Source organism: uncultured Fibrobacter sp. (genome assembly GCF_946062555.1).
Classification (GTDB): Bacteria; Fibrobacterota; Fibrobacteria; order Fibrobacterales; family Fibrobacteraceae; genus Fibrobacter.
This window is the reverse complement of record NZ_CAMGVQ010000001.1, coordinates 108,111-131,210: the sequence shown is the minus strand read 5'-3', so window position 1 is coordinate 131,210 and position 23,100 is coordinate 108,111. Positions and strand designations below refer to the sequence as shown.

The window sequence follows — 23,100 nt, the reverse complement described above, 5'->3', positions numbered from 1 at the left end:
GGAGAGACACAAATGATACTCAATAGATTCCTAACACGAACCGAGTACTCCTCTTACGAGGATCTCTACGACAACTTTAAGCTCAATATTCCCGAAGACTTTAACTTCGCCTACGACGTGGTCGACGAATACGCGAAGAACGAACCCAAACGCGAAGCATTAGTCTGGTGCGATGACAACGACGAAAACCACATCTTTACCTTCAAGGACCTTTCAATTGCCTCGCAGCGTACCGCGAACTTTTTGGTAGAAAAGGGAATCAAGAAAGGCGATCGCGTGATGCTGATTTTACGCCGTCGCTACGAATTCTGGTTCTTCCTCTTGGCGCTCCACCGCATTGGTGCCATTGCCATTCCGGCAACGAACATGCTCGCCGCCGAAGACCTGGAATACCGCTTTAAGGCCGCCGACATCAAGATGGTCGTCTCTTACGACGATCCGGCACTCCAAAAGGAAATCGACACCGCCTGCGAACACACGCACATTGTCGAAACGCTCGTGACCATCGGACAGTCCCGTCAGAACTGGATTAGCTTCTACGAAGACTACGAAATCTGCCCGCCGAGTTTCCCGCGCCCCACAGGAGACGCTGCCACGCACAACGACGACATTATGATTGTCTACTTTACCAGCGGCACTAGCAGCAACCCCAAAATGGTCGCCCACACCTTCAGCTACCCCCTCGGCCACATTGTGACCGCCAAGTACTGGCAGAACGTGATTGACGGAGGCCGCCACCTGACCGTTGCCGAAACCGGCTGGGCCAAGGCGCTCTGGGGCAAAATTTACGGCCAGTGGATTGCAGGTTCTGCCGTATTCACCTACGACATGAACGTATTCATTCCTGGCAAACTGCTCGAAAAGATGCAGGAATACAAGGTGACTACCTTCTGTGCGCCGCCGACCGTTTACCGCTACATACTGCAGCACGGTGTCGAAAAGTACGACCTTTCTAGCCTCAAGTACTGCACCACCGCAGGCGAGGCTTTGAACCTCGACATTTACAAGAAGTTCTTCGAAAAGACGGGGCTCCGCCTGCACGAAGGCTACGGCCAGACCGAACTTACGCTCACTACGGGCAACTTCGAATGGATGGAACCGCACCCCGGTTCCATGGGCAAGCCCTCCCCCGGCTACCGTATGGATATCGTAGATGCCGACGGTAAAAGCTGCGGCCCCGACGAAGTCGGTGAAATCATCATCAAGATTGACGAAGGTAAGCCCTTCGGCATGTTCGGCGGCTACTACCGCGACGAAGAACGCACCCAGAAAGTATTCGAGGGCGGCGTCTACCATACCGGTGACACCGCTACCCGCGACAAGGACGGATTCTTCTGGTTCGTGGGCCGCACCGACGACCTGATCAAGAGCTCCGGCTACCGCATCAGCCCCTTCGAAGTCGAAGAAGTGCTCCACAAGCACCCGGCCGTCTTGGAAGTTGCTGTGACTGGAGTCGAAGACAAGTCCCGCGGACAGGCCGTGAAGGCAACCGTCGTGCTCCAGAAGGGCTACGAAGCCTCCAAGGAACTCGCGAAGGAAATCCAGCTGTTCGCAAAGAACGTGGCCGCCTCTTACAAGAGCCCGCGTATCATCGACTTCGTGTCGGAGCTGCCGAAGACCATCAGCGGAAAAATCCGTCGCGCCTCTATCCGCGACAAGGATAAGGAAGACGCAAGTGCTGCTAACGCCGCCAAGGACTCCGCCAACACGGAACAGTCCAAGACCGACGAAAGAGCCTCATCCTGAATGGCTCGCAAAATCTAGCGATGTCGCATACAGAGAGCCATCCTCATTCAAACGAAGAGCGGCCCATTTCATCGCATCGTCCTTGATTTCGATATCCCAACATTCAGAATCGCCACCCGTGGAATCGGCCCAGCGAGAGCAAAGCAGTTTTCCATAGACAAAATACTCCGAAACCGTATTCGACGTAAGCTCCCAATTTTCGCCGATTTTCAGGTAATGGGCAAAAGTACCATCGGTATTGTACTGCCAACGATGCAGTTCTTCGATATTAACCGGTTGCACATCTTCAACAGTCTTGTCCTTTTTGCCCTTTCTGGCTTTTTTGTTCTCGGCAGCTTTTTCCATTTCGGCCGGTTCATCTTGTTCTACAATCAACTAACCTTCCCATGTCCCGATAATTTCTTTGGCAAAATCATCCGTCACACGAGTGAACCGCGTTCTGATGGATCCAACATTTTTGATAGTATCACCATTGTCGATAACGATAGCATGAGATGTCGCGTCCAATTCGTTGTCATTGACAAAATTGGTTGCATGTCTGTGGAAACTCTGCACATTTTTGTTAGGTTGTACGCTCCAGAAGAGAACATTTTCTTCTATTTCTAGTTTAAATTCAGCCTTGTTCAGCCATATCTTATTGCCAAAGGCTGCGCACTGAAAACCCTTCTGGGCTGAATAAATGGTGAACGCCTCCTTACCATTTGTCGGCAAAGCCTTACCATCTATATCAGTCATCACCCAACGACCGATTACCTTTTTGTCATATAGACCCCTTTTTTTCAAATAAGCTAAAAAAAATGATTTTTCCGATGTTTTTTAATTGCCCAGACGGGCAAGACAGAATACATGGTTAAAATTGCAGCAAAAACATACAGGTACGGATAAATAAAAACAAGAACTCATCTTTTGTACGGCAGTGATTTTTTTCTATATTCCCAGCCATGACTAAAAGACGCGTAGTAATCACAGGTATGGGAGCCGTGACTCCCATTGGCAAGAACATTAACGATTTTTGGGCAGCCATTCGCGAAGGCAAGTGCGGAGTCGGCCCCATCACCCTTTTTGACGCAAGCAGCTGTCCGGTAAAGATTGCGGCCGAGGTCAAGGACTTTAAGCCCGAAGAACACGATATCGACCCCAAAGAAGCCCGCCGCATGGCCCGCTTCACGCAATTCCTGCTCGCCGCCTCCAAAGAAGCCGTCAAAGACGCAAGCCTTACGCCCGAAGACTTAGCCCAGGATACCACGGGTATTGTCGCTGGTACGGGCCTCGGCGGTATGGACATTATCGATTCCACCTACACGCAGTATATGAATGGCGGCAAGCGCAAGGTTTCGCCCCTCGCCATGCCGCAGCTAATTCCGAACGAAGCGGGAGCAAACGTTTCTATCGCGCTCGGCATCACGGGTCAGGCCCACACGGTCTGCACGGCATGTGCTTCGGGCACCGACGCAATCGGTGTCGCCCTCGACGCGATCCGCTCGGGCCGCTTGGATATCTGCCTTGCAGGTGGCTCCGAAAGCGGCATTACCGATTACAGCATCAAGAGCTTCGCCGGCATGCACGCCCTTACAGACAAATTCAACGACTGCCCGGAAAAGGCTAGCCGTCCGTTCGACTTGAACCGCTCCGGTTTTGTGATGGGTGAAGGTGGTGCAGTGATGATTCTCGAAGAATTGGAACATGCCAAGGCCCGCGGCGCTAAGATTTACGCCGAACTCGCCGGCTACGGCGCTTCTGCCGACGCTTACCACATCACAAGCCCGCGCCCGGGTGGAGAAACCTGCGCGAAGGCTCTCACCCGCGCCATCAAGGATGCAGGCATTGCCCCGACCGACATCGACTACTACAACGCCCACGGAACTTCGACGCACTTGAACGACGCCACCGAAACCGCTATGCTCAAGGTCGCCCTCGGTGATCACGCCTACAAAATCAAGGTGTCCAGCACCAAAAGCATGACAGGCCACTGCGTAGGTGCCGCCGGTGTGTGCGAGGCCATCGTCTCGACTCTTGCGATTCGCGACTCGTTCTACCCCGCCACCATCAACTACGAGACTCCGGATCCGGAATGCGACCTGGATTACATTCCGAACAAGGGTATCGAAGGCAACATCGACGTCGCCGCGTCCGCCTCACTTGGGTTCGGCGGCCATAACGGTGTCGTGATTATCAAGAAATACAAAGAGTAGATGAAAGACGAGAGAGTGTCATCCTGAGCGAAGCACGTTAGTGCGAAGTCGAAGGATCTGGTTAGCATTCGCTAGCCTTGTTCATCTAACCACCTCTGGAGAATTATGGCGGCAGCGAGTTGATCGATGACCGCCTTATTCTTTTGCTTTTTCTTCTTGCTAAAGTAAGAGGTTTTTTCTTGCGCCTGCACGCTGGAATACGATTCGTCCTGCGTGTACACAGGCATGCCCGGAAAACGCGTTTTCAAATCCTCGATGAACTTTTCCACCACCACGTTCTTGCCGTCGGTACGGCCATCGGGGTGATACGGCATTCCCACCACAAAGGCGTCAACCTTATTGATTTTCACCAACTCATCCAGGCGAACAAACAGGTTTGTCGTCTTCTGGTCAATCGTTTCTCGCGAAAAAGCCATACGGAATTCGGAATCGGCAAAAGCGACCCCGACGCGGTGTTCACCATAATCAAGCGCAAGATAATTCATAACTGAGTGCAAATATAAAAAATTAGCGGGACAATGCCCCGCTATTTTCATTGTTTAGGAGATGAGATCCTTCGACTCCACGCCTCACGGCGTTTCGCTCAGGATGACACTTCCTACGGTCTACTTCCTACCGTCTACTAACTCACGAGCATCATGGAGAACACCATGACGAACAGCGCGACGGTTTCGCCGACGCCGAGCACCATCAGGTAGTTCACGAGGCCCTTGCCGGTTTCGCCGAGGGCGTTGCAGGCGTCCGCAGCGGACTTGCCTACGTACCAGGCAGATGCCATCATGCCGATGCCACCGAAGATGCCGACCCCCAGGTATGCAGCCCAGTTGGCCGGAGCCGCCTGGGACTTGTTCAGGATGTACATCATCAGGAGCATTCCGTAGATTGTCTGCGCAATCGGCGCCCCCACGAAGATGAGCAGCGTAAACAGCGCGTTCTTACCCTTGAGATACGCCTTCTTCCAGGCCCCGATGGCCGCCATGCCGGCAGTCCCGCAGCCCAGCGCAGAACCCACCGCGGCAAGGCCCAGGGCCGCCACTGCGCCGAGTTTCGCGAGCGTTAAAAGTTGAGCTTGATCCATACGTGTTACCTCGCTGGATTAAAGCACCATCATGGAGAACACGAGAACGAACAGGGCCACGGTTTCCACGATACCGAGCACCATGAGGTAGTTCACCATGCCCTTGCCGGTTTCGCCGAGGGCGTCGCAGGCCACAGCTGCGGACTTGCCCTGGTACCAGGCAGAAGCCATCATGCCAAGCCCGCCGAAGATACCGGCGCCGAGGCAGCCGCCCCAGTTGGTAAAGCCGGATTCGGCAGCCTTGCTCAAGATGAAGTTCATGAGCAACATGCCGTAAATCGTCTGGGAAATCGGGGCACCCACGAACACCAGGAGCGTGAAGAGGGCGGACTTGCCCTGGGCATAAGCCTTCTTCCACATCGTGATGGCGGACATACCGGCCGTTCCGCAACCAAGGGCAGAGCCCATAGCCGCAATGCCAAGCGCAGCTGCAGCACCCATTTTAGCGAGAGTCACCATTGTATTCGGTTCCATTGTTTTTTCCTCATTAAGTAGCGGGAATTATCCCTTGGTTTAATTTTTCTGCTTGGCGAAGGGTGCGAACGCGAATCCGCTCCATTCCTGACCAAGTCCATTTGAAAATTCGAGTGTATTCAGACGTACCGCGTGGACCGCGACGCCCATGACCGCAAGCGCGATGTTCAGGCCGTGCACAAAGAGCAGCAGGAAGGCAGCCCCGGCGATACCGACAGCGGAGCCGAACAGCGGCGAGAGCATGTCGTTGAACGCCTCGGCGATAGCCGCACCGGACATGCCCACAGCAAACAGACGGATGTAACTGATCACGTCGGTAAAGCTGTTCACCACGTCCAGCACCAGCATCGGGATGCTGATGAAGTCCTGCTTGAGCCTCTTGGGCGGCACGGTAAAGAGCACCAGGAGTACCGCTTCCACGATGAACATCGGGATGACGAACTTCGGCATATCGATACCGAGCACCATCTGGCAGGCCAGGAAGAACATCACCCAGCAGCCGATAAGCCAGCCCACCTGCGCCATGAACGTGGAGTCCTTGCGCTTGATGCGCACGCAGACGTTCCACACGTGAGCGATACTCAGGTGGACCACGGCGATGCAGAAGCAGAACAGCTGGATATGCTGCATCTGGGAGGCACCCGCCGCCTTCGGCACGAAGCTTTCGGGCAGAATCGTGATCGACTGGGCGAAGGCCTTGTAGGCTTCGAACTTCGCAGGGTCAGTCGGGGCACTGGTGCGAATCCAAAGCATCGCGTTCTTCAGCGGTTCAGGCAACCAGCCGTAGTTGGTGATGTCCAGGTAATACGTCCACCCCGCAAGCGAGGGCGTTAGCCCGAGAAAGCTTGCGTTGATGACACCCCACACGATGGTGGCGATGCTCATGAGGTAGATAAAGTGGAAACCTGCAGGGTTCGCTGACCGCATCTTCGAGCGGGCAAAGAGTGCCAGACCGAGGAACAACAGGCCGTAAGCGGTATCCCCCACAATCATCGCAAAGAAGATGCTGAAGAAGCAAAGGAACACGGCCGACACGTCCACTTCCTTGTACCCCGGCGAAATGCCGATGATGTCGTACAGGAACTGCATGGGACGGCTGAGCTTGCTGTAGGTAAGCAGAGTCGGGATGTCGTCGCCGTCGGCTGGGTCGTCCACCAGGAGGCCCCAGCCGTGCTCGCGGGCGGCCTTTTCAAGTTCGCCCACGCGCGGTGCGGGGCAGAAGCCCTGCACGGCGGCGACATTCTTGTCGCCCACCATCGAGGCTTCGGCTTCGACCATGCGGTAGTCGTCACCCACTTCGAGAAGCTTGTCCTCGATAGATTCGCGGACGCCCGAAAGTTCACCCAGGCGACGCTCGACGCGTGCAAGCGTTTCCTTGGCTTTCGCTTCCATTTCGCGGTATTCGGCAAGCGACTTCTGCGGCATCGTGAGTTCCGTGAAGTTGCCCTTCACGGCCACAGGGGCTTCTCCCCTGCTCACCACGGCCACATACTTGCCGTTTTCATCCTGGCCGAATTCTTCGATAGAACCTTCGCCATCGAGTTCGAACGGGATTTTACCGTCATGGAGCTGGTACAGTTTGACATAGATACCCTTCGCCGCGAGTGCTGCTGCCGTTGCGGGGTCCAGGTTCTTGAACATGGAAAGTTTGGTGAGTTCCTCTTCAGCCTGTTCCTTGTCGATTTCCGCCTGCTTGCTTTCAGCGACCAGTTGCTGGATTTCATCGATAAGGCTTGCGGCAGGAGCGGCATCCTTCACGGGAGTCACACCCTTCGGGGCCTTCTCGGGCACCACTTCCAGGGCCTTCTGCACGCGGTTTACTTCGCCGCGGGCCTTGTTCAGCTTGGCGCCTGCTGCAGCCTTGAGGGGCGTGAGGTGCAAAATTTCAAGCGTACGGAGCGCCTGGAGCGTCTCTTCAACCGCACCTGCAACCGTCAGCACCGTCACTTTCTTCATAGGAGTAATCATGCGGCGGCCTCCTTCGCGAGTGCATCCTGGGCAGCGGTACGGGCGGTAGCCTTACCCTTCGCAAGCTTGCTGCGGGCAACGCCGCTGGTCTGCTGGTCGCCCAGGAAGATGTTGATGACGCGGATATTTTCCTTCGCTTCGGGAATTTTCACCTTTTCGAACAGGTTCACGCGCTGGCTCGTGGTACGCAGTTCCTTGGAGAGGAGTTCATACTGACGCTCGAGCACGCGGCGTTCCAGACGCAGCGATATCAGGCCCTGCAAGCTTCTGATACCGTCGTCCAGCCACACGGGCGTGGTGAAGAAATCCGGAATCGAGATATTAAAATCTACCCCGTCGTATGTCGGAATCTTCACGCCGGCGATGTTTCCCTCACCCTGGCGCACTTCCTTCACCGACAGGTACTTTGACCATTCGATGGGTTCGGCAAACAGCGAAATCCAGGAAGCCATGCTTTTGCGGAGCTTGTCCTCCTCTTCTCGCTTTGCCATCACCCTCTCCTGGAGCGTGCGCATTTCCATCTGCAACTGCTGCTTTTTGAGCAGCAACGTGGGCAGATAGCGCTGGAAGCGCTTCAATGCGTCGCGTTCCGCCTTGAGGGCGTTCTTTGTTAACTTGACCTTCGCCATATTACCCCTTCTTGGGCCAATATTCGTTGATCATCTTGGTCGGAATACCCGTTTCTTCGGGTGCGAAGCAGTCGGCAAGGATTTCCCAGCCAAGGTCCAAGGCACGTTCCAGCGGAATGTTCACGGAGAGGTCCATCATTTCCCTTTCGAAACGCTGGCCATACTTCAACAGCTTCTGGTCCCAGTTACTCATGTTGAAGCCCATGGACTGCTTTTCCAAAGTTTCCTTGTAGCTTGCGTACAGCTGGATCATGGTGTTCATGATGGTACGGTGGTCGCTACGGGTCTTGCCGTTCACCTGCTGTTTCAAACGAGACAGAGAACCGAACGGTTCGATACGGCCCTTGCGCAGGTAGAACTGACCCTCGGTAATGTAACCGGTGTTGTCCGGAACCGGGTGGGTCACGTCGTCGCCAGGCATGGTGGTCACGGCGAGAATGGTGATAGAACCGGCATCGCTGAAGTCCACGGCCTTTTCGTAACGGCTGGCAAGCTGAGAATAAAGGTCGCCGGGGTAACCGCGGTTCGACGGAATCTGTTCCATGGTAATGGCGATTTCCTTCATGGCATCGGCAAAGTTCGTCATGTCGGTGAGGAGCACGAGCACGTTCTTGCCTTCGGTGGCGAACTTTTCAGCCACGGCAAGGGATGCATCCGGCACGAGCAAGCATTCCACAATCGGGTCAGAGGCGGTGTGCATGAACATCACCGTACGGCTAAGGGCACCGTTCTTTTCGAGGAAGTCCTTCAAGTACAGGTAGTCATCGTGCTTCAGGCCCATGCCGCCGAGAACAATCACGTCCACTTCGGCCTGCAAGGCGATGCGGGCCAAGAGTTCGTTATACGGTTCACCGGCGATAGAGAAAATCGGGAGCTTCTGCGAAACCACGAGCGTGTTGAACACGTCGATCATCGGAATACCTGTACGCACCATCGTCTTCGGGATGATACGCTTGGCAGGGTTCACGGAGGGGCCACCGATAGTAATGCGTTCGCCGTCCACTTCGGGGCCGTTGTCGCGGGGCTTGCCTGCACCGTTAAACACGCGGCCAAGCAAGGCTTCACTGTACGGAACCTTCATCGGTTCACCGAGGAAGCGCACTTCGGAGTCGGTGGAAATACCGCGGGCACCTGCGAACACCTGCAAGTCCACCATGTCACCGTCAATACGGATCACGCGGGCAAGGGATGTTCCGAACGAACTTGTCACCTGGGCAAGTTCCTGGTTTGCTACACCTTCGGCGCGGAGCGTAATCACGGAACCGGCGATGCGTTCAATACGATGGTATGCCACATTATGCATTAGCGGAAACCTCCTTCACGGAAGCAAAAATACTTTGTTCAAGGTCCTTGAATTCCTGGGAATCGAACTTGACGCGGTTCCAGTCCTTCGTCGACTGAGTGAGCTTGAGGAAGAACGTACGGGCGACGTCCTTTTCGCTGAACTTCATCGGGGTCTTGAGGATGGTGTAAACCTTGTCGAACACGTACTTCTGGCGTTCGGCGGAGCAGGCGGCATCGATTTCGTTATAGGCGTCCTGCTGCAGGTAAACGGCATCGAGGTATTCGGACTTCAGGTAAATCACGAAGTCGTCGATAGAGGTACCTTCTTCGCCCACCACCTTCATCATGTTGTTCACGTCCACGCCGTTTGCGAGGATGTGACGGGCTTCGGCCACCTTCTTGCTGTCGATGATGCCTTCGTACTTGGACCAGGAATCCAGCGGGTGGATTGCCGGGAAGCGGCGCTGGTCGGAACGTTCACGGCTAAGGCCGAGGAATGCGCCCACCACCTTCAGGGTGGCCTGAGTCACCGGTTCTTCGAAGTTACCACCTGCAGGCGACACGGAACCGCAAATCGTCACGGAACCGGTAGAGCCGTCCTTCAGGCGAACCACGCCACCGCGTTCATAGAAGGCGGCAATCACGGATTCGAGGTAGGCCGGGAAGGCTTCTTCGCCCGGAATTTCTTCCAGACGGCCGCTCATTTCACGCAGAGCCTGAGCCCAACGGGAAGTCGAGTCAGCCAAGAGGAGCACGTTCAGGCCCATCTGGCGGTAGTATTCGGCGAGAGTCACGCCCGTATAAACGGAAGCTTCACGGGCAGCCACCGGCATCGAAGACGTGTTACAAATAATCAGCGTACGTTCCATCAGGGACTTGCCGGTACGCGGGTCAATCAGTTCAGGGAATTCGCGGAGGGTTTCCACCACTTCACCTGCACGTTCACCGCAAGCGGCCAAAATCACGATATCCACGTCGGCGTAGCGGCTCATGAGCTGCTGAAGCACGGTCTTACCGGCACCGAACGGGCCCGGCGTACAGAACGTACCGCCCTGCATCACGGGGAAGAACGTATCGATAATGCGCTGCTGCATGGTCAAAGGCTTGCTCGGGCGCAGGCGTTCTTCGAAGGCCTTGATCGGCATCTTCACCGGCCAGGTCTGCACCATAGTCACGTCCTGGGTTTCGCCGTGAGCATTCTTGAGCTTTGCAACAACAGTTTCTACAGTGAATTCGCCAGCGGCAGAGACCGATTCCACAGTCCACTTGCCCAGCAGGCGGAACGGCACCATGATGCGGTGCGTGAACACGCCTTCGGGCACGGTGCCCAGCGTATCGCCCGCGACCACCACATCGCCCGCCTTCGCGACCGGGGTAAATGCCCACTTCTTGTCGCGGGGAAGCGCCTTCAAGTACTTACCGCGCTGCAGGAAGAAGCCGCATTCTTCGGCGAGCTTCGGGAGCGGGTTCTGCAGACCGTCAAAGACCTGGGTCAAGAGGCCGGGGCCAAGTTCTACGGACAAAAGTTCGCCGGTGAATTCCACCTCGTCACCCGTCTTGAGCCCCGTGGTGTCTTCGAACACCTGGAGTTCGGCGTAGTCACCGCGGATACGGATGACTTCGCTCTTGAGGGGGATAACTTCGGACTTGCCGTCCTTGTTTTTCTGAGTAAGCTTGGCATACGCCACTTCGTTCTGGGACACGGCGCTTTCGAACTTGACGCGAATCAGGTTACCGTTGACGCCGATGATTTTTCCGATACTAGCCATTGAAAATGGACCTCCGGTCATTCCTGTGCCGCCGCAGGGGCGTATGCAGGATCGTTTGCATTAATAACATTCAACACGGCAGCGTCGCCCGCTTGTTCGGAGAGGCGCGCCCAACGTTCACAAATCTTCAGTTTGATCGCATAAGCATAAACATGCTTGACGGTACCCTCGCCCACTCCCGCGAGCGAGTCCACAAGCCAGAAACGAGCCTTGTCGATATCCTGCTCTTTTTCCATAGGATTCGACTTGGCAAACGCATCTTGAATCATCTTGGCAAAGGCGACATCGTAACCCGGGAAGGACTTTTCCGTAAAACGGATATCGGGCCCCCATGCGCTTGCACGGAGCCTACCCGAAACGTTCTTCATCTGGATTTCGTGGGCCTTGTAAGCGCGCACGAACTCGTCGTCGCACTCTTCGCATTCACCGTCATCCAAAAGCGCGTCCAGAGCCGCAATTTCCGGCTCGGACAGCACGCCGATGCAGCGGTGGCGAAAATCTTCCATACTGAGCGGGGCCGGATCGCCGAACTCAATCATCGGAAGAGAAGCCATCAAGTAAGAAGGACTGCTCATCAAGTACCCGCGTTACTTCGCCTGTGCGGCAGCGTTTACCACTCTGGCAAGTTGCGGACGGAGCAGGGCCGAAAGAGCGTCAGCCATTGCTGCTTCTGTAAATTCGTGGGTGACCTTGCCGCCATCGAGCTTGATGCGGAAGCCGAACTTGACACCCTTGTCGCTTTCGACCTTCACGCCGGCAGAAAGCTGCTTCTTGAACTCGCCCATCACAAAGGAGCTGAGCTTACGGGCATCGGCGTCGGAGAAATCCACCTCGATGTCGGAGGTATAGGACTTGGCTACCGTGAGGAGCATGCTCTTGACGGTGGATTCGTCCAGGGACTTTTCCACCTGGAGGTTAAGCAGGTCCATAATCATCTTTTCGAGATTCTTGCCTACCGAAAGCAGGAGGTCGCGGGCGGACTGTTCAAGGGTGCGTTCGCTGCGTTCCGTGAACGCTTCGGCGTCCTTGTCGGCCTTTTCGAGCTTGGCGCTCGCTTCGGCCTCGGCAGCCTTCACGATATCGGTCGCCTTTTCCTTGGCCTTGGCAATGATAGCCGCCGCCTCGTTTTCTGCTTTATCGACAGCATCTTTCTGGATGCGTTCCATAAGGTATTGCAAGTCTTCTGCCATATATATCTCCAATAACAGATTTAGGGATCAAAAGACCCCTTTCGGATTTTTTGATACTAATATACAAGTAATTTTGGCAAAAAGTTCAAAAAAAACGCAAATTTTTCAAAAAAAACGACGAATTTTCAGTTTTTGCCGATGAATGCGTAAGATCAATGTAAAAAAGTGAAAACCTTTGAACAAAGATAGCGAAAAGTGTAAAAGCATCGTCAAACACGCCATCTCTGCATTTCGTAGTCGCGGAGAAACTCTAGCGCTTTACGGATTATTTTTCGACGGTTCGGGGTAGATTTCGAGGAATCCTGTGGAGCGTCAAGTTTCGCCATTTCAGCATCGAGTCGCCGCAGAAAACAGCCAACGGTTTCGCCAGTTTCACGACGGAACCCCACCTTGGCAAGTTCCTTTTCGCACCGGTCAAGGCGTTTAACCCAGAGGACGGCCCGCGACGAAACAAAGCTCCGTTTTTTTTCGCTTTGTCTATATAATATATAGAGTTTCCTGCCAACAAAGGCTGCTACCAGTATAACAAGCACCACATACAGAATCGGGCTTTCCAACAATGCGGTCGACTGATTCTGCCAACTATCGACGACTCGACGCCACTCGCCTTCTTTAAGGGCATGCATCACGCGGGCGAAACGCCCGCACACGCCCTCCCATTTGACGCTCCACCAGCTAGGAGCATCCGCAAACTGCGGCAAAATGGGAGGCGTCGGGTCGAAGATCACCCAGCGGCCATCCACATACGCTTCGACCCATGCATGCGAATGCTTGCGCCGGAAAATACTATAAGGCAGTCCCTCGACCACTTCAGGATTGGCAAAGCCCGTCACATACCGCGAGGGAATTCCCAAGCGGCGAAGCGCTAGCGTCGAAAGCGTCGCATAGTATTCGCAGAAGCCCTGCTTTTCGCGCCAGAAAACGGCCAAAGGTTCATTCTTCGCCCCATTCCAGCGCGTCATTCCCGGCACCGAAAGCGAATAGGTGAAATTTACGAAGTAATAAGCGAGCATTTTCTGCAACACCAGAGAATCCGGCATCAATTTTGCAAGCGCCGTCGAATCCGTTGCAGCAGAATTCGCGGAGATAGAATCCGTCGGGACGGTGTCGCGCAAACCCATTGCAGCAATCACCGTATCGATCAGCGGCCAGTACCGCTCGCCCACCAGCAAATCGCCTTCACTCGGAGCCAGCAAGGAATCCGGTAACGAGCACACCTCCGGCGCAATTTCGGCCGAGACAGGCTTGCACTTGAAATAATGCCAATCGGAGCGCTTTCCGTTTCCGTCCAAGCCCTGCACCATGCCGCCCGCGTAATAGGTCAGCGAGTCCACGTCTTTCGCCGCAAAGCCCACGGCACCGTACGGCGTAAACACAAAGCCAAAGTTATTGAGCGTCGATTGCACCCAAATTTGATCCACTTCGCGCAGGGAATCGGCCTTCGTCAGCGAATCCGCGGTTTCAAATACCGCATAGTCCACCTGATAGTAGGCAGGATAAAGCCGCTTCGCAAATTTTGTCGGCAGTTTCCAAATGCCCGCCACATATTTTTCGTAGCTCGCCGCCTTAAAGTAACGCGGAGGCTGCTTGTCCCACACGCGCAATACCACCTGGCTATTGTAGCGGGAATTGTAATTGCTCTCGAAACTTCCCAACGCCGCGACCGGATCAAAACCCATCATGCGTTCGCGCTGGTAATAGTTTTCGGCCATCTGCGCGCCGTAACGGTAACGCTGCGATTTCCAGTATTGCCAACCGCCGTAAGAAATTGCACCGAGAGCCGCAATCACGAGTAAAAAGAGCCCGTACTTGTAAGGCGCTGTACCGCGGCGGCTATAAGCACTGAGCGCAAGCAAGAATCCAACAAGGCCTACAAAGCCCCAGCCGTGCGGCACCATGTACATTCCAAAGAGCAAAGCACCTACGCCATCGAAGGCAACAAAGACCTCAAAGCCGCCGTTTCCGCGGCTCCGTTCCTGCAACGCCGCCAAATACAGCAGGTAAATTCCCGGCAAGAAAATCAGATAAGGCGACACGCCGTTTTCAACGGACGGAGTCATCACCCAGAAAAGCGCTAGCGGCACAATCGCGCCGTAAGCGAGAATCTTTTTGTAACGCGGGCGCTTCGCAAATTCGCGGCGGCGCGTCGCATTCAGCACACCGATGACCACAAAGTAGATTGCAAATAAAATCCCGAGCCACAAGAAGTCAAAGGTATGGCCCAGATTCACCGAGGCGAGGCAAAGGAACAGCACCTTGAAGGTGTAGCGGATGTCTACTTTCTCGCTTGCCTTCATAGCGTTACCACCCCGCGTTCAAGGCCATCCAATTCTTCAGGCGATACTACCAGCAATTTATCTTCCGTCGAAGCCGGATATTTTCCGACCACGATATGCTTATTCACAAGCGGTTCTTCGTTTTCGTAAAGTCCGACGCGAAGTACCGGATCCATCGGGCGCGCTGCAGGTGCCCAAGGTTCCGGCTGTTTTGCATGCGCAAGCGATGCAGGCGGGATTCTCGCCAAGGCATCCAGCAAATTCTTGCGGCTTTCGCTACCGGCATCCAGCGCAATTTCTTCACTGTCAATAAAAAATCTTCCGAGAATTTCGCGTTCCAAAAGCCACTCGCCTATTGCAGCAGTCATGCGAATCGCCTGCTCCAAGTATTGGCGCGACTTGAAATTCGGCGTCGCCGTATCCAAGAGCAGAATTACGCCCGCGCCGCGTTCCACCTCGAATTCCTTGGTGAAAGGTTTTCCGTAGCGGGCAAATGCCTTGTGGTGCAAGTCCCGCAGGGAATCACCTTCGCGGTAAGGCCGCACGCCGATAAAATTCATGCCGCGGGTAAGGCTTGGCATCAAAAACGGCGCAAACGCCATGCCCGAAGCCCCCTGCGTCAGGAACGGGAATTCTTGCACCTTAAGCGCGCGCGGGTAAACCAGCAATTCCACCGAGCCGTTAAAGCCAAAAGGCCAACGCAAAAGTCCCATAATCTCGGGCACATTCGCCGAGACCTTATTCAGCATAAAGGAGCCGCGGCGCGTCGTGTGCACAAGGCATTCCATCTTGCGCGGCGGCTCACCCTTCTTAATCTTTTCGCGGTCCGATTCAAAACCTGTAAGCGAGGGCGGCAAACGATTCGCTCCCAAAGTCACACAATCTATCGTCGAGTGCACCGCCACAAAAGCAGCCACCGTAGCCGTTTCGCCTTCACGCACGCGATTCACCGAGACGCATTCAATCCAGACCTTGCTCCGCTTCGCTGTCACAAACAAGCTAAAGACCAAGCCTAAGAAAAGCAGGAAATCAATCCCTGCAAAAATCCACGCCGCCCAGAAACCGGGTACCGCACCGGCAAACATCGCCAGCAAAAACAGCGAAGCAAAGGCGCGACCCGCCGGAGTAAAATAGTCCAACCACCAGAAATAAACAGCCATCAAAACGCCCGATTTTTTCGGGGCTCGCGGAATAGAACGAATCAACCAGTGGAAGAAGGACATTATTGGAAGTAGGATGTGTGGAGTGAGGAATGAGGCGTGTAAAAAAAACAGTCTTTGGTCATTACACACCACACATTACACATTGTTTTTATTTGGGTACATTCACCTGCTTTAATATTCCCTGCAAAATCTTCTTGCTGGCGTCGGAGTCGCCACTGTCTTTGGCGAACACGCGGTGTTCCATCACCGGGAAAAATATGCGTTGAATATCATCGGGATTCACGAAGTCGCGGCCATTCACATACGCACAAGCCTGCGCCATGCGCACCAAATTCAAACCTGCACGCGGGCTAGCTGCTAAACGCACGCCGCCATCGTTACGTGTCACCTGCACCAGCGAAATCACATAGCGTTCCAGCGATTCATCAATATGAATGCCGCGCACCGTGGCACGGGCCTTCAAAATTTCTTCGGGATTCGTTACCGCCTTCAAAGTATCAATCGGGCGACTTGTACGATGCGCCCGCAAAATTTCAAGTTCCGTTTCCGCACTCGGATACCCCACGGCAATGCGCACCATAAAGCGATCCATCTGCGCTTCGGGCAGCGGGAATACACCATGAAATTCCACCGGGTTCTCTGTCGCAAGCACCATAAAAAGTTCCGGCAACTTGTACCGTTCGCCTTCCAGCGACACCTGGCGCTCTTCCATCGCTTCCAAGAGCGCACTCTGCGTACGCGGCGAGGCTCGGTTGATTTCATCGGCTAACAGCACCTGCGTAAACACAGGACCCTTCTTGATTTCAAATTCGCCCGTATTCGCCTTGAATACCGCACCGCCCGTCACATCGGCAGGCAACAAATCCGGCGTAAACTGGATTCGCGCAAAGTCCGCGCCAATCGCCGCGGCAAGCGCCTTCGAAAGCGTCGTCTTACCTGTGCCGGGAACATCTTCTACCAGCACGTGGCCGTCCGCCAACAGTGCCATCACCAAAAGCTCCACCGTCTCGGACTTTCCGAGCAGTACCCCATTCAAAGCATGAATTAAATCTTTAACCATGCTTTAAATATATATTAAAAATAGGGAAAAAATCAAGCAACAATACGGCGGACAACCTGTCGTAAAACGCGTAAGCCGTAAGTAACCACGTTCAGATTAGACTTTTCGCCGGCATAACGAGTTGGAATCGGGAGTTCCGCAAGTTTAAAGCCTCGTGCATCGGCAATCGAAATCATTTCGAGATCAATATCAAAACTCGGGCTCAGTTTTGCAAGATTGAGAGTCTTCAAGAATTCCGAGGAATAGACAATAAATCCACTGTGACGATCCGTCAATTTCTGTTTGAAGGCAAGATTTTCTACTGCCGTCAGGAACTTTCCGCCCAGTCGCTTGTACAGGGGCATTTTACCCGCCTTGGCTCCCCCACGAATCAAATGACGCGAGCCCTGCACCAATGCAAGTTTTTTCGTAGCATCCGTCACCATTTTTTCTTGAGATTCCAAGTACTTAAAGAACACGTCCAACTGTTCAGCAGGATACTGGCCATCGCCATGCAGACAAGCAATAAATTTTGCACCAGATCGAAGCCCTTCTGCAATTCCTTTCTTGACGACAGCACCGTAGCCGTTATTTTGTTCAAAACGCATATAGCGAAGGCGCGTTTTTTTCTGGACGCCAGCGGATTCGCCGTTGAGAGCCTCCACAAAATTTTCAAAGGAGCCCCGCGTATCGTCGGCGGAACCGTCGTCAATGACCAAAACAATCGAACGGTTCCAAACTTCGTCTGAAATCTTTTGCAGGACAAGCGCAAGGGTCGTCGCAACATTATAGGCGGGAATGAAAATAAAATAATCAAAGGGCATAATGACCAATGAACCACCGAAGCGATTCTTCAAGGGCTTCTTTCAGCGGAATTTTCGCTTTAAAGCCAACAAGGCGTTCCGCTTTTTCGACAGAAGGCAGGCGACGCAAGGAATCATCGTAACCCTTGCCGTAATATTTTTCACCCGAGACCGTTTCGACTCCAGGCACCGCACTTTCGGGAATTCCCTTAAGATTGGCATACACCGAACGCATCAGCTGCGCAAGTTCTTCAACGGTTACTTCGTTCGTCGCATTACCGACATTGAAAGCCTGCGAAAGAACTCTTTCGCGACGTTCTGGATTGCAACCCGCCGCAAACACGCAGAACATAAAGTCCACCGCATCGTGCACCGAGGTAAAGCAACGTTTGGCAATACCGCCATTCACAAGCTTAAGTGTTTCGCCGCGAACAAGCGCCGTCGAGAAATTCGCGAGCACCCGCGGAATTCCCTCGCCATCGACCCCCGGCATAAAATCCATGAAAGGCCCCACGAAATTGAACGGGCGAACTACCGTCCAATTCAAGTCGGCAAGCCCCGCCAAGTAGCGTTCGGTCAAGAGTTTTGCAGTCGCATAACTCCATCGGCTAGCGGTAACAGGTCCAAGCACAATTTCGGATTCATCTTCAAGAAGAGCTTTCGAATCCGCTGCCGTCTTGCCATAAATTTCGGAGGTTGAAAAATGGATTAGCCAGCTTCCGCTCTTGGCACAAGCATCAGCCAAGGCACGCGGATGGTCATAATTGCTACGAATCACCTCAGCCGCTTCGGCCATATATCGCCCTGGTGTACAGATAGCCGCCAGGTTCACCACTACCGGATACTGCGCAATACGCTTCACCACCTCGGAATCCGCAAGGTCTGCACATAAAAATTCAAACCTTGGATTAGCCAAATGTTCCTGAATGCGGTACGAATCCAGGTCTACGCCGAAAATACGCCAGCGGGTTCGTTCAAAGATTGCCCGCAACAGGTGGCTACCAATAAAACCACCGCAACCCACAAGGGCTACGGTGATCGAAGAATCTTCAAATTCAAGAGTCGCGTTCAATTACTCGGTCAACTTGAAGGAACCGGAGTTTGCACCCTTGGCAGTCTTGTTATAAGGAGAGACGCGAATCAAAGCCTTCAAGAGAGGCAATTCGACGCTATCCGGCAGAAAATCCATTTTCACAACGACTTTCTGTTCGTTGCAAGTTTTTCCATCCAGATGGGCAGGATCAAGAGACTCATCCAGCATATCCATACCGGCATCATCTTCATCCGTCTTAAGAAGGATACGGTATCCCGAATCTTCAACGTCAGCACCATAAACAACAGTAACAGTGTCACCAATCTTGAAAGTTTCGCCACCCTTCGGATAAGCGACCTTTACGCCATCCTTGACAGAGCAATCGTAAGCGACCTTGCCTTCATCGGATGCCGAAGAAGAATCATCACAAGCAGTAAAAGAAACCGCGGCGGCCAGAGCGCACACAGATGCAGTCAACTTAAAAAGCTTCATAAAGCCTCCATTTTTCACTTAATATACAAAAAAGAAGACATTACGACTCGGTCATCCAGTTGCACCCGCACAAAATAGCGTCCATACGGCATCCTTGCGTCTTTTTGCAGCAGGGAAACCGTTCCCGGAGCAACCTGACGCATCTCCTGGGCCACCATCTTTCCCAAGGCATCCGTTATTTGAACCTTGAGCAAGCCTCCAGAAGTCGTCACGGTCTTGTGAGTCGCATCAAAATGGAATCCTGCAACAATGCGATTGTCGAAAGCGATCATTTCGCCACTTTCCGAAGAAGACGAATCCACACCGCCTTTTACCTTTGCAGGGCTGCAACCGGTACGGTAAACGCCCTTGATGTCGAAGGCAATCATGTCGATATTCGGGCCACCATCTGCCGAGGCCGAAGCAAGCTTCACCTTAAAGTCAAGAGCATCCACCCACACGTCCTCGACGTAAGCGGTATCCCACTTGTCCCAGCTTCCGGTAGACTTGAATGTCACATCGTACTCACCATTATCGACAGTCAGCTTCATGTCTCGATCAGTATTACCTACGAACGAGTAGCGAATCATTACGCGGGCGTTCGACGCGGACTGGTCCGAGGTCACATTGTAAGTTGCCGTACTGTAGGCGGTGTTGTCAAAGTTGAAGAATCCCTGGCCCGTATAGCCTTCGTGGTTCGCCTCGGTCCAGCCATCCCCCACTTCGGGGTTAGCCATGTCAATCGGAGAAGGCCAGGCTTCGTCGGCAACACCGTCAAAGCAGAGCGCCGTGTCAATAGAGGCCGAAGATTCCGGTTCCACGGAACTAGAAGAAGTCGGATTGTCACCGGAGCCTTCTTCACCGTGCGAAGTCGGCTGACAGGCAGGACCACCGTCAAAGACAGCCGTATAGGTTGCCGCGCGGTAGAGGGTCTTTTTTCCGTAGTAGTTCGAATCGGCAGAAAGCTTATTGCAGTCGTCATCGTACCAGCCAACGAACTTCTTGCCAAAGCTACCGGGGCTTACATGCAAAGTAAGAGGAGCGCCGCCAGGAAGTTGTTGGTTATGCGTAATGAGCCCCTTGCTGTTCGAAACATTCGCCTTGACCGTAAAGGCATAACGCGGCTTGAGGGCAGACACGAGCTGTGTCAAATTCGCCTTGTTATCGGCAGAGATGTACGATTCATTTTTCAGGGCGCTTTCAAGTTCCTCGGCAATCCACTGGCAATGCGCAATGGAGCCCGATTCCTGGAAGTGCGTCGTTCCGTCGTTGGTGACACCATCCTTGTAATTCGGGTATTCTCCAGCCAGGAACATTTTGAACTGGTAGCGGGAAACATACGCCGGGTCCCAGCTTTTGCTGTAAGCATTGTAGGATTTTGCGTTCAGGTTCACGTAAACGGCGCCGTTTTTCTTGGCAAGTTCTTCCATCTTGCCAACAACGTTGTATTCCGTAAAGATATTACGGCCGTTGGCTCCCATGTTCATGTTCATCGGGGTCACGTACACCAAGGTAACGCCCGCCCCTTTAGCCACATCGGCATACTTTTGTAGCCAATAGCCAAGCGAATCAAAGGGAACCTCGCGAGCCTTGCTCCCAAAATAACGGTCGTTATGCCCGAACTGGACCATCATGATATCGCCCTTCTGGAGATTTTTCTTGACTTCATCCAGGCGGCCTTCCTGCACGAACGTCTTGGAACTGCGACCGCCGATAGCGTAGTTCACCACCTGGACGCGGGAAACGTCAAAGAAACTCCCCAGAATCTGTCCCCAGCCCGTTTGCGGGTAGGCGCTATCCTTGTAGTTACAGACCGTGGAGTCGCCAATCACGTGGACCTTAAAGCTCGTAGAATCGCTCACGGCGACACCCGCAAACACGGCGGCAGCAAGAAAAAATTTTAAAACTTTTTTCATAACAATGATTAGTTAACAGTACGTAGAGTAGTTCTTCGGTTCAGTCATTCTCGACCGAAGGGAGGGAATCCAGCGTTGGATCCCGTCGCTACGCTCCAGGATGACCATGAAGAAAGACACTTTATTTATTTCACCTTTGCATAAGTCGCCGAGAATCGGGCACTTCCCTGTTTCACCACAACGCGGTAGAGTCCGGTAGATTTCACCAAGTTTGCAAGAGAAACTTCAGAAGCGTTTTCGACAATCCGCTTTGCCACCAGGCGTCCGCGCATATCAAACACATCAATGCGTGCATTTTCTATGCCATTCAATTTCAAAACATCACCGTTTAACCGGACCTGTTCAGGGCGTACAGCGCTTGCAGCAATAATAGTCTCTGACGAATCGGTCGAGTCATTAACTTCGGGGCACTCTTCTCCAACACGGCAAACGCCATTGATGCTAAAGCCAAAGGCATCAATATTAGGACCTCCATCATTCGACATCGAAATAAACTGAAGCGTATTTTCACCACTCAGCAAATCAATATCAACATAGGCTGTATCCCATTCATCCCAGCTACCCGTCGGTTCAAAGAACACATAGTAATCATGATCCAAATAAACATTCACCATCCTATCCGCATTTCCTGCAAAAGAATAGCGAATCGCCATCGTCACTCGCGAGGCCTTCGGGAAAACCATTTTATAATTGGCATAGGAATTCATCTCGTTTGCAAAGTTGAAAAAACCTTCACCCGTATAATTTTCATGGTTATTTTCTGAAAAGCCTACACCTTCATCAGGTGCATGAGCATCAAAATATCTCTTAATGTCGAGACTTACGTGAGACGACGAACTTTCGTCATCAAAAGAACTTGACGAAGTCGGTGTTATCGAAGAACTGGATACATTCCCCGAACAACCTCCAATACACTTTGGAACATCCGTCGGGAAAGTCTTCCGCGCAGAACCATCGCCCGTGTATTTAATAGCGGATCCGCCTTCATACACAGCCGTATATTGCGTAGATTTATTTCCCATCGCAAAGGAATACATGTAATTGGAGCGGATCTGGGTTACCGCATTGCCGCTCACCTTGTTTCCGTTGCCATCAAACCACCCCACGAACTTCTTTCCGGCCTTGGGAATCGTCTTGAGAGTAACCTTCATGCCCTGCGGATAATACGCACTCAATGTAGTCGCAGAATCGCTCCCGGCCGGACTAACCTTGACATCTACCTGATACATGGGTGCCAAATAGTTCGCCAGAGCCTTGACATCCGCATCACGATGAATACGCATCTGCTCCGTCACCATACGCGCCATATCATTTGCGCCCATCTGCTGCAAATGCTGATTATCTGTCTGCGAGCCACTCGTCGAATATTCACCATCATTGATGAACATATTGACAAAACGATGGGCATAAAGTTCGCCCGTAGAAATCAGATAGTTCCTAGAAAGGGTGTCCAGATCAATCAACGGAACCTTCAATGAATCCGCAACCTGCCGCATGTAGATTGGGTATGCATGATAGGATTCATATATAGAATCCTTTTTGGTAAAGCTAGAACGGCGAATCGGAGCAAGCAGAATCGGGATTGCACCCTTGGCCCTCGATTCCGTAACCATGCCACCGATGCTGTTCTTGAAATTGGTCTCCCCTGTCTTGTATCCATTATCGTTGGCACCAAACATGATAAACACGTAGTCCCCTTTCTGGACAAGGCCGGACACAGCAGGATAAGTCACACCGTTCTTCTTGAAATCAACTTTCCAATGGCCATCGTAATACGTTTGCGAAGTCGTGCCTCCGCGGCCCGCATTGTAGACCGAAACTGCACTAGCATCGAAGAAATAGCCAAAATCCTGCCCCATTCCCTGCTTGGGATAGTAGCCCTCGTTCCAGTCCTGCATGGTGGAGTCGCCACACATATAAATGGTCACCGCCGACCATGTGAGCGGAGCCACGACCATCGATGCGATTACGGCAGACTGCCAAATTTTATTAAACATCTTCATAACCAAGACCCTAAATTGCCTAGCCCCAGTCCAACACTCGAAAGACCAGGGCCAGGCAGTGAGGTG

Annotated in this window: 21 protein-coding genes; 2 read left to right on the top strand and 19 right to left on the bottom strand. The window is 53.1% G+C overall.

The annotated features are described in order from the left end of the window. The first annotated feature begins 12 nt into the window (after window positions 1-12). A complete protein-coding gene (locus tag Q0P86_RS00555; protein WP_290995074.1) occupies window positions 13-1,746 on the top strand; it encodes an AMP-binding protein in 1,734 nt (577 codons plus the stop codon). On the opposite strand, the gene Q0P86_RS00550 is transcribed toward Q0P86_RS00555, so the two are convergent. Then, window positions 1,738-2,121 (bottom strand): hypothetical protein, encoded by a 384-nt coding sequence (locus Q0P86_RS00550; RefSeq protein ID WP_290995076.1) that lies wholly within the window; start codon window positions 2,119-2,121, stop codon window positions 1,738-1,740. The two genes, Q0P86_RS00555 and Q0P86_RS00550, sit on opposite strands and share 9 nt — an antisense overlap. Next, window positions 2,122-2,481, bottom strand: coding sequence for a hypothetical protein (locus tag Q0P86_RS00545; RefSeq protein WP_294111361.1), 360 nt, complete (start codon window positions 2,479-2,481; stop codon window positions 2,122-2,124). 206 nt (window positions 2,482-2,687) lie between these two features. Between Q0P86_RS00545 and fabF the strand changes: the two genes are divergently transcribed. After that, on the top strand, window positions 2,688-3,938 hold the full coding sequence (fabF, locus tag Q0P86_RS00540) for a beta-ketoacyl-ACP synthase II (RefSeq protein ID WP_295036668.1): 1,251 nt from the start codon (window positions 2,688-2,690) through the stop codon (window positions 3,936-3,938). 71 nt (window positions 3,939-4,009) lie between these two features. Here the strand turns inward: fabF and ruvX are convergent, their stop codons facing one another. The 17 genes from ruvX to Q0P86_RS00455 all read right to left on the bottom strand — a co-directional run bounded on the left by ruvX (window position 4,010) and on the right by Q0P86_RS00455 (window position 23,034). Then, window positions 4,010-4,423, bottom strand: coding sequence for a Holliday junction resolvase RuvX (gene ruvX, locus Q0P86_RS00535; RefSeq protein ID WP_294111365.1), 414 nt, complete (start codon window positions 4,421-4,423; stop codon window positions 4,010-4,012). 137 nt (window positions 4,424-4,560) lie between these two features. Then, window positions 4,561-5,016: a V-type ATP synthase subunit K gene (locus Q0P86_RS00530; RefSeq protein ID WP_072799628.1), complete on the bottom strand. Its 456-nt coding sequence runs from the start codon at window positions 5,014-5,016 to the stop codon at window positions 4,561-4,563. Between the two features lie 18 nt (window positions 5,017-5,034). Further along, window positions 5,035-5,490 carry a V-type ATP synthase subunit K gene (locus Q0P86_RS00525; protein WP_083532182.1) on the bottom strand — a complete coding sequence of 152 codons (456 nt, stop codon included), beginning with the start codon at window positions 5,488-5,490 and terminating at the stop codon, window positions 5,035-5,037. 39 nt (window positions 5,491-5,529) lie between these two features. Then, window positions 5,530-7,458: an ATPase gene (locus tag Q0P86_RS00520; protein ID WP_295036665.1), complete on the bottom strand. Its 1,929-nt coding sequence runs from the start codon at window positions 7,456-7,458 to the stop codon at window positions 5,530-5,532. Continuing rightward, window positions 7,455-8,087 (bottom strand): V-type ATP synthase subunit D, encoded by a 633-nt coding sequence (locus Q0P86_RS00515; protein WP_073116472.1) that lies wholly within the window; start codon window positions 8,085-8,087, stop codon window positions 7,455-7,457. Before Q0P86_RS00515 ends, Q0P86_RS00520 begins: the two co-directional genes overlap by 4 nt. A 1-nt stretch (window position 8,088) precedes the next feature. Next, complete coding sequence (locus Q0P86_RS00510) at window positions 8,089-9,390, bottom strand: V-type ATP synthase subunit B (RefSeq protein ID WP_290993650.1); 1,302 nt, start codon at window positions 9,388-9,390, stop codon at window positions 8,089-8,091. After that, on the bottom strand, window positions 9,383-11,140 hold the full coding sequence (locus Q0P86_RS00505) for a V-type ATP synthase subunit A (RefSeq protein WP_290993652.1): 1,758 nt from the start codon (window positions 11,138-11,140) through the stop codon (window positions 9,383-9,385). The genes Q0P86_RS00510 and Q0P86_RS00505 overlap by 8 nt, the downstream gene beginning before the upstream one ends. A gap of 17 nt (window positions 11,141-11,157) precedes the next feature. After that, window positions 11,158-11,715, bottom strand: coding sequence for a DUF2764 family protein (locus tag Q0P86_RS00500; RefSeq protein WP_290914189.1), 558 nt, complete (start codon window positions 11,713-11,715; stop codon window positions 11,158-11,160). Between the two features lie 12 nt (window positions 11,716-11,727). Continuing rightward, the gene (locus Q0P86_RS00495; protein ID WP_295036663.1) at window positions 11,728-12,330 is read right to left on the bottom strand and encodes an ATPase; all 603 of its coding nucleotides are present in this window, start codon (window positions 12,328-12,330) and stop codon (window positions 11,728-11,730) included. Between the two features lie 209 nt (window positions 12,331-12,539). After that, window positions 12,540-14,627, bottom strand: coding sequence for a transglutaminase family protein (locus tag Q0P86_RS00490; protein WP_295036662.1), 2,088 nt, complete (start codon window positions 14,625-14,627; stop codon window positions 12,540-12,542). Continuing rightward, window positions 14,624-15,766 (bottom strand): DUF58 domain-containing protein, encoded by a 1,143-nt coding sequence (locus Q0P86_RS00485; protein ID WP_295036660.1) that lies wholly within the window; start codon window positions 15,764-15,766, stop codon window positions 14,624-14,626. The genes Q0P86_RS00490 and Q0P86_RS00485 overlap by 4 nt, the downstream gene beginning before the upstream one ends. Before the next feature lie 151 nt (window positions 15,767-15,917). Beyond that, window positions 15,918-16,829, bottom strand: coding sequence for a MoxR family ATPase (locus Q0P86_RS00480; RefSeq protein ID WP_290993659.1), 912 nt, complete (start codon window positions 16,827-16,829; stop codon window positions 15,918-15,920). 32 nt (window positions 16,830-16,861) lie between these two features. Further along, on the bottom strand, window positions 16,862-17,632 hold the full coding sequence (locus Q0P86_RS00475) for a glycosyltransferase family 2 protein (RefSeq protein ID WP_294111427.1): 771 nt from the start codon (window positions 17,630-17,632) through the stop codon (window positions 16,862-16,864). Next, window positions 17,622-18,683, bottom strand: a complete 1,062-nt coding sequence (locus tag Q0P86_RS00470) for an NAD-dependent epimerase/dehydratase family protein (protein WP_294111429.1) — start codon at window positions 18,681-18,683, stop codon at window positions 17,622-17,624. The genes Q0P86_RS00475 and Q0P86_RS00470 overlap by 11 nt, the downstream gene beginning before the upstream one ends. Beyond that, window positions 18,684-19,136 (bottom strand): hypothetical protein, encoded by a 453-nt coding sequence (locus tag Q0P86_RS00465; RefSeq protein ID WP_294111431.1) that lies wholly within the window; start codon window positions 19,134-19,136, stop codon window positions 18,684-18,686. A gap of 14 nt (window positions 19,137-19,150) precedes the next feature. After that, on the bottom strand, window positions 19,151-21,031 hold the full coding sequence (locus Q0P86_RS00460) for an SGNH/GDSL hydrolase family protein (RefSeq protein WP_294111433.1): 1,881 nt from the start codon (window positions 21,029-21,031) through the stop codon (window positions 19,151-19,153). Between the two features lie 125 nt (window positions 21,032-21,156). Then, window positions 21,157-23,034: a GDSL-type esterase/lipase family protein gene (locus Q0P86_RS00455; RefSeq protein ID WP_295036656.1), complete on the bottom strand. Its 1,878-nt coding sequence runs from the start codon at window positions 23,032-23,034 to the stop codon at window positions 21,157-21,159. Between the last annotated feature and the right edge of the window lie 66 nt (window positions 23,035-23,100).